7 protein-coding genes and 5 pseudogenes are annotated in these 12,227 nt (G+C 67.7%); 11 read left to right on the top strand and 1 reads right to left on the bottom strand.

What is annotated here, in order from left to right; translation table 11 throughout:
* Nucleotides 1-69: 69 nt before the first annotated feature.
* From G6N09_RS19425 to pyrF, 5 genes and pseudogenes are all read left to right on the top strand, one after another.
* Nucleotides 70-390, top strand: coding sequence for an amidohydrolase family protein (locus G6N09_RS19425; protein WP_179959820.1), 321 nt, complete (start codon nt 70-72; stop codon nt 388-390).
* Nucleotides 387-982: pseudogene (locus tag G6N09_RS19420) on the top strand (PH-like domain-containing protein). The gene G6N09_RS19425 and the pseudogene G6N09_RS19420 overlap by 4 nt, the downstream one beginning before the upstream one ends.
* A pseudogene (gene carA, locus G6N09_RS19415) lies at nt 897-2,016 on the top strand (glutamine-hydrolyzing carbamoyl-phosphate synthase small subunit). The pseudogenes G6N09_RS19420 and carA overlap by 86 nt, the downstream one beginning before the upstream one ends.
* Nucleotides 2,016-5,351, top strand: a pseudogene (gene carB / locus G6N09_RS19410) (carbamoyl-phosphate synthase large subunit). Before carA ends, carB begins: the two co-directional pseudogenes overlap by 1 nt.
* A pseudogene (pyrF, locus tag G6N09_RS19405) lies at nt 5,351-6,196 on the top strand (orotidine-5'-phosphate decarboxylase). The pseudogenes carB and pyrF overlap by 1 nt, the downstream one beginning before the upstream one ends.
* A gap of 89 nt (nt 6,197-6,285) precedes the next feature.
* Here the strand turns inward: pyrF and G6N09_RS19400 are convergent.
* Nucleotides 6,286-6,819, bottom strand: coding sequence for a hypothetical protein (locus G6N09_RS19400; RefSeq protein ID WP_083024803.1), 534 nt, complete (start codon nt 6,817-6,819; stop codon nt 6,286-6,288).
* A 674-nt stretch (nt 6,820-7,493) separates the two neighbouring features.
* Between G6N09_RS19400 and mihF the strand changes: the two are divergent.
* The 6 genes and pseudogenes from mihF (at nt 7,494) to G6N09_RS19370 (ending at nt 12,175) form a co-directional block, all read left to right on the top strand.
* A pseudogene (gene mihF, locus G6N09_RS19395) lies at nt 7,494-7,828 on the top strand (integration host factor, actinobacterial type).
* Between the two features lie 7 nt (nt 7,829-7,835).
* Nucleotides 7,836-8,438 (top strand): guanylate kinase, encoded by a 603-nt coding sequence (gene gmk / locus G6N09_RS19390; RefSeq protein WP_083024801.1) that lies wholly within the window; start codon nt 7,836-7,838, stop codon nt 8,436-8,438.
* Nucleotides 8,439-8,507: 69 nt separating this feature from the next.
* Nucleotides 8,508-8,828 (top strand): DNA-directed RNA polymerase subunit omega, encoded by a 321-nt coding sequence (gene rpoZ / locus G6N09_RS19385; RefSeq protein ID WP_083024799.1) that lies wholly within the window; start codon nt 8,508-8,510, stop codon nt 8,826-8,828.
* Between the two features lie 28 nt (nt 8,829-8,856).
* The gene (gene coaBC, locus G6N09_RS19380; protein ID WP_083024796.1) at nt 8,857-10,107 is read left to right on the top strand and encodes a bifunctional phosphopantothenoylcysteine decarboxylase/phosphopantothenate--cysteine ligase CoaBC; all 1,251 of its coding nucleotides are present in this window, start codon (nt 8,857-8,859) and stop codon (nt 10,105-10,107) included.
* Between the two features lie 98 nt (nt 10,108-10,205).
* Nucleotides 10,206-11,564, top strand: a complete 1,359-nt coding sequence (gene hpnE / locus G6N09_RS19375) for a hydroxysqualene dehydroxylase HpnE (protein WP_083024794.1) — start codon at nt 10,206-10,208, stop codon at nt 11,562-11,564.
* Nucleotides 11,561-12,175, top strand: a complete 615-nt coding sequence (locus G6N09_RS19370; RefSeq protein ID WP_083024791.1) for a TetR/AcrR family transcriptional regulator — start codon at nt 11,561-11,563, stop codon at nt 12,173-12,175. The genes hpnE and G6N09_RS19370 overlap by 4 nt, the downstream gene beginning before the upstream one ends.
* The last annotated feature ends 52 nt before the right edge of the window (nt 12,176-12,227 follow it).

Raw genomic sequence — 12,227 nt, 5'->3', positions numbered from 1 at the left:
TGTGGCCACCGACCATGCCCCGCACGCCGAGCACGAAAAGACCTGCGAGTTCGCCGCAGCCCGGCCCGGATGCTCGGTCTGCAGACCGCGCTGTCGGTAGTGGCGACCATGGTGCAGACCGGCCTGTTGACCTGGCGCGACGTGGCCCGGGTGATGAGCGAGCGTCCGGCGCAGATCGTCGGTCTGCCAGACCAGGGCCGTCCCCTGGAAGTGGGCGAGCCGGCCAATGTGACGGTGGTCGACCCCGACACGACCTGGGTCGTCGCCGGGACACAGCTGGCCAGCCGCTCGGACAACACGCCGTACGAGGAGATGACGTTGCCCGCGACCGTCACCGCAACACTGTTGCGCGGCCGGATCACCGCCCGGGACGGGAAGAGTCCGGCATGAACACCCCCACGTTGATCGGCTCGCTGGTCTTCGCATTTGTGCTCGCCGTGCTGATCGGCGTGGTGATCCGGCTGATGATGCGCGGCTGGCGGTACCGCGGCCAGTTGCAGGACGCACTGATCGGGACGTTGCCGACCGTGCCCGACACGGTAGGGGCGCCCACCGTGGCTGCCACCCGTGGGCAGTACCCGGTTGCACCCTGGCTCCGAAGTGGAATGACCGGGTGGTGGTCGGAGACCTGGGCTATCGGACCAAGGCGGTGCTGACCCGCTACCCCGAGGGAATCATGGTGCAGCGCAGCGGCGCCCGACCCATCTGGATCCCGCAGGACGCGGTGATCGCGGTTCGTGCCGAACGTGGCATCGCCGGGCGCACTATCCCCACCCGAAACCATGACGGGGTGCTGGCGATTCGCTGGCGGCTGCCGTCGGGCACTGAGATCGACACCGGCCGGGCGGACGACCGCGCCGAGCACAGCCGTTGGCTGAAGAAGAGGAACACCAAGGATGAACGCGCGAGCGGTGCTGGTTCTCGAGGACGGCCGGACTTTCACCGGCAGACCGTTCGGGGCACTGGGCCAGACCCTGGGTGAGGCGGTGTTCTCCACCGGAATGTCCGGTTACCAGGAGACGCTGACCGACCCCAGTTACCACCGGCAGATCGTGGTGGCCACCGCCCCACAGATCGGCAACACCGGCTGGAACCGGGAGGACGGCGAGCCGCGACGACAAGATCTGGGTTGCCGGGTATGTGGTCCGCGATCCGTCGCCGAGGCCGTCGAACTGGCGGGCCACCGGGACCCTCGACGACGAGCTGGTGCGCCAGGGGATCGTCGGGATCGCCGGCGTTGACACCCGCACCTTGGTCCGCCATCTGCGCAGTCACGGCTCGATGAAGGCCGGGGTGTTCTCCGGCGACGCATTGGCCGGGCCGGAAGAGCTGGTTCAGCGGGTCCGCGAGCAGTCGTCGATGCTGGGCGCCGACCTTGCCGGGGAGGTCAGCACGGACGCCGAGTACATCGTGGAATCCGATGGGCCACATCGGTTCACCATCGCCGCACTGGACCTGGGCATCAAGACCAACACGCCGCGCAATTTCGCGCGGCGCGGGATCCGCAGCCATGTGTTGCCGTCGTCGGTGGACTTCGCTCAGATCGCCGAGCTGAAGCCAGACGGGGTGTTTCTGTCCAACGGACCCGGGGACCCGGCCACCGCAGAGGCGATGGTCGCGCTGACCCGCGAGGTGCTCGGCGCGGGAATCCCGCTGTTCGGAATCTGTTTCGGAAACCAGATCCTTGGCCGCGCGCTGGGGCTGGGCACCTACAAGATGACCTTCGGCCACCGCGGCATCAACATCCCGGTGATTGACCACGCCACGGGCCGGGTGGCGGTGACCGCGCAGAATCATGGCTTCGCCCTCGAAGGTGAAGCGGGCCAGCGTTTTGACACCGACTTCGGCCCGGCGGTGGTCAGCCACACCTGCGCCAACGACGGAGTCGTCGAGGGCGTCAAGCTTGCTGACGGCCGGGCGTTCTCGGTGCAGTACCACCCGGAGGCCGCCGCCGGACCGCATGACGCGGAATACCTGTTCGACCAGTTCGTCGACCTGATGGCAGGGGAGAAGTAATGCCGCGCCGTACCGACCTGCGCCACGTGCTGGTGATCGGTTCCGGACCGATCGTGATCGGCCAGGCCTGTGAATTCGACTACTCGGGGACCCAGGCCTGCCGGGTGCTCAAAGCCGAAGGCCTGCAGGTGAGCCTGGTCAACTCCAACCCGGCCACCATCATGACCGACCCCGAATACGCCGACAACACCTACGTCGAGCCCATCACCTGGGAGTTCGTCGAAAAGGTGCTCGCCCAGCAGGCCGAGCGCGGCAATAAAGTCGACGCCCTGCTGGCCACCCTGGGCGGCCAGACGGCACTGAACACCGCGGTGGCACTGCACGAGCACGGGGTGCTGGAGCGCTACGGGGTGGAGCTCATCGGCGCCGACTTCGAGGCCATCCAGCGCGGCGAAGACCGCCAGCAGTTCAAGGACATCGTGGCCAAGGTCGGCGGCGAGTCGGCACGTTCCCGGGTCTGCTACACCATGGCCGAGGTCACCGACACCGTCGCCGAACTCGGGCTGCCCGTGGTCGTTCGCCCCTCTTTCACCATGGGCGGCCTGGGATCCGGGCTGGCGGCCAGCCTCGAAGAGGTCGAGCGGATGGCCGGTGACGGCCTGGCCGCCTCGCCGACAGCCAACGTCTTGATCGAGGAATCCATCTACGGCTGGAAGGAATTCGAGCTCGAGCTGATGCGCGACGGCAACGACAACGTCGTCGTGGTCTGCTCGATCGAGAACGTCGACCCGATGGGCGTGCACACCGGTGACTCGGTGACCGTCGCCCCGGCAATGACGCTGACCGACCGGGAATACCAGAAGATGCGCGACCTGGGCATCGCGATTCTGCGTGAGGTCGGGTGGACACCGGCGGCTGCAACATCCAGTTCGCTGTCGACCCCCGAGACGGCCGGCTCATCGTGATCGAGATGAACCCGCGGGTATCGCGATCGAGTGCGCTGGCATCCAAGGCGACCGGTTTCCCGATCGCCAAGATCGCCGCCAAGCTGGCTATCGGTTACACCCTCGACGAGATCATCAACGACATCACCAAGGAGACCCCGGCCTGCTTCGAGCCGGCGCTGGACTACGTGGTGGTCAAGGCGCCACGGTTCGCGTTCGAGAAGTTCCCCGGCGCTGACCCGCGGCTGACCACCACCATGAAGTCGGTGGGTGAGGCGATGTCGTTGGGCCGCAACTTCATCGAGTCACTCGGCAGGTGATGCGCTCGCTGGAGACCGATCGTGCCGGGTTCTGGACCAAGCCGGATGCCGAAGGCACCGCCGAGGATGTGCTGGCGCGGTTGCGGGTTCCCACCGAGGGTCGGCTGTACGACATCGAGCTGGCGCTGCGACTGGGCGCCAGTGTTGAGACGGTCGCCGAGGCCTCCGGGGTGGACCCGTGGTTCGTCGAGCAGATCAACGGCCTGGTGGCGCTGCGTGCGGAGGTCATCGACACACCGGTGCTGGACGCGGACCTGCTGCGCCGCTGCAAGTACAGCGGTCTGTCGGATCATCAGATCGCGGTGCTGCGCCCAGAGCTGGCCGGCGAGGACGGGGTGCGGCTGCTGCGGGACCGGCTGGGCATCCACCCCGTATTCAAGACCGTCGACACCTGCGCGGCTGAGTTCGAATCCAAGACGCCGTATCACTACAGCACCTTCGAACTGGATCCTGCCGCTGAGACCGAGGTAGCGGCGCAGGACAGCAAGCCCAAGGTGCTCATCCTGGGCTCGGGCCCCAACCGGATCGGGCAGGGCATCGAATTCGACTACAGCTGCGTGCATGCCGCGATCACGTTGAGCCAGGCCGGGTTCGAGACGGTGATGATCAACTGCAACCCCGAGACGGTGTCCACCGACTACGACACCGCCGACCGGCTCTACTTCGAACCGCTGACGTTCGAGGACGTGCTCGAGGTGTACTACGCCGAGCGGCAGTCCGGGCAGGGCGGCCCCGGAGTGGTTGGCGTGATCGTGCAGCTCGGCGGGCAAACCCCGTTGCGGCTGGCCCAGCGGCTGGCCGACGCCGGAGTACCGATCGTCGGCACCAGCCCCGAAGCCATCGATCTGGCCGAGGACCGCGGCGCGTTCGGCGATGTGCTGACCACCGCCGGCCTGCCCGCGCCGCGGTACGGCACCGCCACCACCTTCGAGCAGGCCAAGCGGATTGCCGCCGACATCGGCTATCCGGTGTTGGTGCGCCCGTCGTATGTGCTGGGCGGGCGGGGTATGGAAATCGTCTACGACGAAGAGACCCTGCATGGCTACATCACCCGGGCCACCCAGCTGTCGCCCGAACATCCGGTGCTTGTCGACCGGTTCCTGGAAGACGCCATCGAGATCGACGTCGACGCCTTGTGTGACGGCACCGAGGTCTACATCGGCGGCATCATGGAGCACATCGAGGAGGCCGGCATCCACTCCGGTGACTCGGCGTGCGCTGCCGCCGGTGACCCTGGGGCGCAGCGACATCGAGAACGTGCGACGCGCCACCGAGGCCATCGCCCACGGTGTCGGGGTGGTCGGCCTGCTCAATGTGCAGTTCGCCCTCAAAGACGACGTGCTCTACGTGCTGGAGGCCAACCCGCGGGCCAGCCGTACCGTCCCGTTCGTGTCCAAGGCCACCGCGGTACCGCTGGCTAAGGCCTGCGCACGAGTCATGCTGGGCACCACCATCGCCGAGCTGCGCTCGGAGGGCCTGCTGGCTGCCTCGGGCGACGGGGCCACCGTGGGCCCGAACGCCCCGATCGCGGTCAAGGAGGCGGTGCTGCCGTTCCACCGCTTCCGTCGCGAGGACGGCTCCGGTATCGACTCGCTGCTCGGCCCGGAGATGAAGTCCACCGGCGAAGTGATGGGCATCGACCGCGACTTCGGCACCGCCTTCGCCAAGAGCCAGACCGCCGCCTACGGGTCGCTGCCGGCTCAGGGCACCGTGTTCGTGTCGGTGGCCAATCACGACAAGCGCTCACTGGTCTTCCCGGTCAAACGGCTCGCGGACTTGGGCTTCCGGGTTTTGGCAACAGAGGGCACCGCGGAGATGCTGCGCCGCAACGGCATTCCCTGTGATGTGGTGCGCAAGAACTTTGAGGAGCCCAGTCCCGAGCGACCGGCCCTGTCCGCGGTGGACGCGATTCGGGCCGGTGAGGTGGACCTGGTGATCAACACCCCGTACGGCAACTCCGGTCCACGGGTGGACGGCTACGAAATCCGTTCGGCAGCGGTCAGCGTGAACATACCGTGCATTACCACCGTCCAGGGGGCGGCCGCGGCGGTGCAGGGCATCGAGGCCGGCATCCGGGGCGACATCGGGGTGCGCCCTGCAGGAACTGCACAGCACCCTCGGCGGGCAGTAGTGGCTACCGGGCCGGGGGGGACCGGGGGATTCGGCGTCCGCCTGGCCGAGGCGACCGCGGCCCGCGGGCCGCTGTGCCTGGGCATCGATCCGCACCCGAATTGCTGGCCGCGTGGGACTTGCCCGCCACGCCGGACGGGTTGGCACGGTTCAGCGAGACATGCGTGACGGCGTTCGCCGGGTTCGCGATCGTCAAGCCGCAGGTGGCGTTCTTCGAGTCGTACGGTTCGGCGGGCTTCGCCGTGTTGGAGCGCACCATCGCCGCTGCGCGAGGCGGGTGTGCTGGTGCTGGCCGACGCCAAGCGCGGTGACATCGGGTCGACCATGGCCGCCTATGCGGCGGCATGGGCCGGTGAGTCGCCGTTGGCCGCCGACGCGGTCACCGCCTCGCCCTACCTGGGCTTCGGGTCGCTGCAGCCGCTGCTGGAGACCGCTGCGCAGTATGGCCGGGGCGTGTTCGTGCTGGCAGCGACGTCAAACCCTGAAGGTGCGAGTGTGCAGCGCGCCCGGGACGCGGACGGGCGGACCGTAGCGCAGACGATCGTCGATGCGGTTGCGGAAGCCAACGCAGCAGCGCAGCGACCGGGTTCGATCGGGGTGGTGGTGGGTGCGACGCTGGCCGAGGTCCCCGATTTGAGTGCCTTGGGCGGGCCGGTGCTGATTCCAGGCATCGGGGCACAGGGTGGCCGTCCCGAAGCGCTGGCGGGTCTCGGTGGGGCACCCTCCGCGACTTTGCTGCCGGCGGTCTCCCGCGAGGTGTTGCGGGCCGGACCGGACGTCGAGGCATTGCGGGCCGCGGCTGAGCGGCTGCGTGACGCCGTGGCCTATCTGGCCGCTGGGGAATAGCCGTCACGGCCGCCCTTCCCCTTCAGCGCAACGCAACAGGGCCTGCGTAGGGCCCCGTTGGGGCGCCCACGCAGGCCCTGGCCGGCCGGTTAGCGTCCGAAGTTGATGCCACCGCCGGTGTTGGCGTTGTAGCCGCCACCGAAGGGACCCATGTTGACGTTGGCGCCATTGCTCTGACCGCCGCCGACGCCGTTCGGGCCGACGTTGGCACCGCCACCGGTGTTGGCGTTATAGCCGCCGCCGAAGGGACCCATGTTGACGTTGGCGCCGTGGTTCTGGCCGCCCCCTGCGCCGATTCCATTCGGGCCGAAGTCGAAGCCGCCATTCCTGCCGACATTCATGCCGCCGCCGAAGGGGCCCATGTTGACGTTGGCACTGTTGTTCTGGCCGCCGCCTGCGCCGATTCCATTCGGGCCGAAGTTGAAGCCGCCGTTCCTGCCGGTATTGAATCCGCCGCCGACGGGGCCCATGTTGACATTCACCCCGCCGTTGTTGCCGGCGCCGCCGGTGATTCCATCATTGGGGTCAGCGTTGGCTGCTCCGATCCCGAAACCGCCAAAGGCCAACACTGCGGCCGCCGCCAGTGCCCACCGGCCAGTACGGCCCACTGTCGTGTTCGTCATGAATTCCCACTTTCTCTACCTAGACGGTATTCAGCGGAAATGCTCATAGTCGTACCCCCCATAAATACCCCCGGGTGGACTGTCCACCTGGTCGCGACATTAGGCGGCTTAACTACGACTTCGGTCGCGCAAATGTAGAAACTCCCTGAATAGTTGCTGTCAGCCCGGGAGTCGGGATTCGCGGCCGAATCCCGTTAGCGGCATCATCGGCGGCGGCGGGATATTGCTGGCCATGTGGTGTCGATCCCCGCGCGCGGGTCCGCTGGTCGGCGGCGATGAACGAGGGCAGCCGAGCGTGCCGGGGTCGGCTTGCGGTACCTCGACACGCCCGACACGCCATGAGGGGCGAAGTCATTGCTGCAGGCTCCGGTCGGCTCGTGGCGGCTGCCGCGGCGGCCATGGCGGCGCATCCCATCCGGCTCGCGAAAACGGCCAAAAGGCTAGTTCAGAGCGGCTTTTCGGTTCAGGCCGGCAGAGCCGGCGGCTCCCTCGGGCAGGGTGGATGGAACGTCGCGGACCCGGGTCGGAGCTCGCCGCGCCCAAACCCCATACGCTGGGCATTTGTAGCCGGAAACGGGGGGGTGGGGTTAGATTTCGTCAGACGGCGTGGGTACGGTCGTCGTCTCTGGCCGAAGTACCTGGCCGGGACAAGGAAAACATCGACGTTGTCGATGATGACGAGACGGAGGAATCGTGGCCCTTCCCAGTTGACCGACGAACAGCGCGCCGCCGCGTTGGAGAAGGCAGCGGCCGCACGTCGGGCCCGAGCGGAGCTCGGGACCGGCTCAAGCGTGGAGGCACCAACCTCAAGCAGGTGCTCAAGGACGCCGAGACCGATGAGGTCCTGGGCAAGATGAAGGTGTCTGCTCTGCTGGAGGCGTTGCCCAAGGTTGGCAAGGTCAAGGCGCAGGAGATCATGACCGAGCTGGAGATCGCCCCCACCCGCCGGCTGCGCGGCCTGGGCGACCGGCAGCGCAAGGCGCTGCTGGAGAAGTTCGACTTCTCCTGACCCGGCGGTGAGAACCGGTGGAGGGCCGGGCGGCAGGCACGCGGGACGCGTTGTGGTGCTGTCCGGCCCATCCGCGGTCGGTAAGTCGAGCGTGGTCCGGTGCCTGCGAGAGCGGGTGCCGGATCTGTACTTCAGTGTGTCGGCCACCACCCGGGCGCCTAGGCCCGGGGAGGTGGACGGCGTCGACTACCGCTTTGTCACCCCGGCCGAATTTGACCGGCTGGTTGCCGAGAACGCGTTGCTGGAGTGGGCCGACATTCACGGCGGGCTACAGCGCTCAGGTACCCCAGCGGCACCGGTAGCCGAGGCCACCCACGCCGGTCGGCCCGTTCTGATCGAGGTCGATCTGGCCGGCGCCAGGGCCATCAAGAAGGCGCTGCCGGAGGCCCTCCTGGTGTTTCTCGCCCCGCCGGACTGGGAGACGCTGCAGGCCAGGTTGGTCGGTCGTGGCACCGAAACCGAAGAGGTTATGCAGCGCCGACTGGCCACCGCACGTACCGAGTTGGCGGCGCAGGGAGACTTCGACACCGTCGTGGTGAACACTCGATTGGAAACCGCCTGCTCAGAATTGGTATCCTTGCTGGTGGATACCGCACCGGGCGCGGTCTGATTTACCCGGACGAAAAACCAGCAGGCGCGACCCGCCCCAGCCAGATGAGCTTTTAGGAGATTGTCCTTCGTGAGTACCTCGCAGATCGACTCGGCCGTGGTGACCGACGCCGACGAGTTCGACCCGGCGTTGATCGGCGGTTACGACACGCCTCTCGGCATCACCAACCCGCCCATCGATGAGCTGTTGCAGCGTGCTTCGAGCAAGTACGCCCTGGTGATCTACGCGGCCAAGCGGGCGCGGCAGATCAACGACTACTACAACCAGCTCGGCGAGGGCATCCTTGAGTACGTCGGCCCGCTGGTCGAGCCTGGTCTGCAGGAGAAGCCGCTGTCGATCGCGCTGCGCGAGATCCACGGCGACCTGCTCGAATACACCGAAGGCGAATAGCCCGAGCCGGGCAGGGCGGGTCATACCGGTGGGCCAGAAACGGGTCGTCGTCGGTGTCGCCGGAGGCATCGCCGCATACAAGGCGTGCACCGTGGTCCGACAGCTTGCCGAGGCCGGACACGCCGTACGCGTGGTCCCCACCGAGTCCGCGCTGCGGTTCGTCGGCGCGGCCACCTTCGAGGCGTTGTCGGGCCAGCCGGTACACACCGGCGTCTTCGACGACGTACCCGGCGTACCCCATGTGGCGCTGGGACAACAAGCCGACCTGGTCGTGGTGGCACCTGCGACCGCAGACCTGCTGGCCCGCGCGGTCTCCGGCCGCGCCGACGACCTGCTGACCGCCACGCTGCTGACCGCCCGATGTCCGGTGCTGTTCGCTCCGGCGATGCACACCGAGATGTGGCAACACCCGGCGACTGTCGCCAATGTCACGACTTTGCGGCAACGCGGCGCGGTTGTGCTCGAACCCGCCTCCGGCCGCCTGACCGGTGCCGACACCGGCGCTGGGCGGCTGCCCGAAGCTGAAGAGATCAACACCTTCGCGTCGCTGTTACTGGAGCGGGCCGACGCGCTGCCGCATGATCTGGCTGGGCAGAAGGTCCTGGTGACTGCGGGCGGTACCCGCGAGCCCATCGACCCGGTCCGATTCATCGGCAACCGCAGTTCGGGCAAACAGGGCTACGCCGTCGCCCGGGTGGCAGCCCAGCGTGGCGCCGAAGTGACTCTGATCGCCGCGCACACGGCAGGGCTGATAGATCCGGCCGGAGTCCACGTGGTTCACGTCAGCTCTGCTCAGCAGCTGCATGACGCGGTCGTCAAGCACGCCCCGGAGGCGCATGTGCTGGTGATGGCCGCGGCGGTAGCCGATTTCCGCCCGGTGCGGGTGGCTCCGGCCAAGATCAAGAAGGGTCCGGGGGAGGACGACCAGCCCCCAACCATCGACCTGGTCCGCAACGAGGACGTACTGGCCGGCGCGGTGCGTGCCCGTACCGATGGCCAGCTGCCCAACATGCGGGCGATTGTGGGCTTTGCCGCGGAGACCGGCGATGAGAACGGCGACGTGTTGTTCCACGCCCGCGCGAAGCTGCGCCGCAAGGGTTGTGACCTGTTGGTGGTCAATGCGGTCGGCGATGGCCGAGCGTTCGAGGTCGACCACAACGACGGATGGTTGTTGGCCGCGGACGGAACCGAGTCCGCCCTGGAATCGGGCTCCAAGACCCTGATGGCCAGCCGGATCGTCGATGCGGTGGCGGCCTTCCTCGCCGCCGGTGGGGAATGATTGCCCCTCCTGGGTGACCAGGTCTGCCGGAGGCGTTGACCGCCCGGGCGCCCTCCCAGTAACTTACGATTCGTAAGTTACTCGGAAGGGTTGGTGGCATGGACGATCGACGGTACGTGGTGATCGGCGGTGGCCTGGCGGGGTTGGCTGCGGCGGTCTGGTTGGCCGAGGCGGGCAAGAAGGTGACCCTGCTGGAGCGGCGCGGACGGCTCGGTGGACGCACCCAGGCCATGCAGGTCCCGGGAATCGCCGACGTCGCCGACAACGGTCAGCATGTGATCGCCAGCGGCTATGACCATCTCTTCCGGTATCTGACCAGCGTCGGTACCCGTTCGATGGTCGAGTTTCCGACCGGCGGGACACTGCGCTGGCCCGGCGGTGCCAGCACCCGGATGCTGACGCGCGGACTGGGCGCGATGCGGACCCTGTTCGGTCCGCACCCCGATGCCGGCCTGCTCGACCGGCTGCGAACCGCGGTCGCCACGGTGCGGCTGACCGGTGAGGCGCTGTTCCAGCCCGCCGATCTGCCTGACCTGAGTACAGACCAGTGGCTGAGCCGCGTCGGGATGCCCGCTCGAGCCCGCGAGGCGGTGTGGGACTGGCTCGCGCTCGGCATCGCCGCCGAGCCGGTGGACCGGGGTTCGGCCAAGGTCTTTGCCGATGTTCTTGCCACGGGGATCCGGCTTGGCCTGCGTCACCGCAGTGCGGTGACGATCGGTTACCCCACCACCGATCTGGACACCCTCTACATCTCGGGTGCGCTCGAGGTGTTCGACCGGCTGGGCGTCGAGGTCCGCTACCGCACAGTGGCCCGGCGAATCGTGGTGGAGAACAATGCGGTTCGCGCTGTGCAGTTGGCGGACGGTACTGAGCTGGCGGCAGACGCCGTGGTGTGCGCGGTGCCCAACTCCAATATCGCGGGTTTGCTCGACGATCTGCCCGAGCACGCCGAAATTTACGCTGCTGCCGAAAAGCTGCACTACACGCCGATCGTGAGCACCAACCTGTACCTCGACCGGCCGTTGGGCACCGAAGCGGCGATGGAGTCGGTGATCGGCGGCACGGGCGTCATAGACGAGGTGTTCGACCGGCAGCGGATGCAGGGCCGCGACCCCAACGGCGCCTGGCTGTATTGCCTGACCACCAGCGGCGCCTACGAGCAGATCCACCGGTCCAACGAGCAGATCGTTGCCGAGCAGATGGACATGCTGCGTCGTTATTATCCGGCAGCGTCCGAGGCGACTGTGGTGGCCGCACAGGTGGTCAAAATGCCCAAAGCCACGTTCTCGCAGGTGGTCGGCACCTCTGGGTTGCGGCCCGACCAGCGCACGTCGGTGCCGAGCCTGGTCCTCGCCGGTGATTGGACCCGTACCGACTGGTCGGCGACCATGGAAAGCGCGGCGCAGAGCGCTGCTCGCGCGGTGGAGCTACTGCTCAACCTGCCGGCCTCCACATGAGCACCCAGCCGGAGCCGAAGCGGCGGATGTCGTCGCAGGAGCGGCGGGAGCAGCTGCTCGACCACGCCCGCGACATCGTTGCGGCCGAGGGCTTTGCCGCGGTGACCATAGACAGGGTGGCACGTGCCGCACAGGTCACCCGCACCGTCGTGTATCAGAACTTCGGCGATCTCGCCGGCCTGATGTCGGCTCTTCTGGATCGCGAATCGGGGATCGCGTTCGCGGGAATGCGCAGTGTGGAGGGCCCACCGGCCGATGACCCCGACGCGCTCGGGCGGGGCATTCTGGCCTACTTGCACGCGGCGCCCACCAGCTGGCGGATCATCTTGAGCCCGCCAGCCGGAGCTCCATCGCAACTCCAGACCCGCACGGAACTGGGCCGTCGCTATGCACGGACCATCGCCGCGCGGCGGCTTTCGCGGCTGGCGGCTCGCCCGATCGACGCCGACGGCGTGACGATGCGCCTGCTGCTGTCCGCCGTGGAAGAACTGGCCCTGCTGCATCTCACCGATCCGCGCGCCCATCCAGACGAGCTGGTGCTGAGTTACCTGCGGTCGCTGGTGGGCTGGGCGCTCCGGGTCGAGACGGCGTCAGCTGTGACAGGACGGTAGAGTGGGCGCTCGCAGGGCCGAGTCGTCCAGGTTTCTCTCGTGGGGGAAGTTG

This window comes from Mycolicibacter minnesotensis, assembly GCF_010731755.1.
GTDB classification, from domain to species: Bacteria; Actinomycetota; Actinomycetes; order Mycobacteriales; family Mycobacteriaceae; genus Mycobacterium; species Mycobacterium minnesotense.
The sequence above is the reverse complement of the archived record's forward strand: the minus strand, read 5'-3'. Positions and strand labels throughout refer to the sequence as shown.